The 927-nt window shown below is 65.3% G+C and carries 1 protein-coding gene; it reads left to right on the top strand.

Translation table 11 applies throughout. The annotated features are described in order from the left end of the window. Nucleotides 1-135 precede the first annotated feature (135 nt). Nucleotides 136-927: phage terminase large subunit (locus JCM25156_RS18280; protein ID WP_025814272.1), on the top strand; the 792-nt coding region annotated here is incomplete at its 3' end.

Below are 927 nucleotides of genomic sequence, written 5' to 3'. Positions count from 1 at the left end.
TCCGCCACGCCCAGCCGCGCCGAAAATGGCGCAACCAGCATCGCCATTACCATCACCACCGATGACACCGCCCTCTGACCCGCCAGCGCCCCACCAGCCTTTCGCCTGACTGCCGACCAGCGCGCCGCCAACCGGATGCTGGGCGGTCCCGCCACCCATATCCTTCTGCGTGGCGGCGCACGTTCGGGCAAGACATTCGTGCTGGTGCGCGCGCTGGTCATCCGCGCGCTCAGGGTGGCTCAGACGCGGCATGGAATCTTTCGCCACCGGCTGAATGCGCTGCGGGCCACGGTCGTGGCCGATACATTCCCCACGGTCATGCGGCGGTGCTTTCCCACCGTGCCGTGGGCGATCTCACGCACGGACTGGACGGTGGAACTGCCCAATGGATCCACCATCCTGTTCGGCGGACTGGATGACGAAGACCGGACAGAAAAGATACTGGGGCTGGAGTTCGCTACCGTGTACCTGAACGAAGCCAGCCAGATCACCTATGGCGCGCGCAACATGCTGCTGACGCGGCTGGCGCAGAAATCACCCCTGGCGCTGAAGGAATATATCGACGCAAATCCCCCCACCACCGCGCACTGGCTCTACCGTGTGTTTGAAGATGGGGTGGAGCCGACATCGGGCGCGCCGCTTGAGCGATCGGCTTACGCCACCATGCGCCTGAACCCCGATGGTAACCGGGCCAATCTCTCGGCACAGTATCTTGCCCAGCTTGCCGCCCTGCCGGAACGCGAACGCAGGCGTTTTGTACTGGGGGAATATCAACAGGCAGTGGATGGCGCGCTGTGGCGGATGGAGGACTTTCACCGCGCGGCCCCCATCACCCCCGCCAGCCGCAATGCGGTGGCCGGTCGGATGCGGCGCATCGTGGTGGCGGTTGACCCTTCGGGTTGCGCGGGACCGGAAGACACGCGATCG

Source organism: Komagataeibacter kakiaceti JCM 25156 (assembly GCF_000613305.1).
Note: the sequence above shows the minus strand (reverse complement) of the source record. Positions and strands in the feature narration are given on the sequence as shown.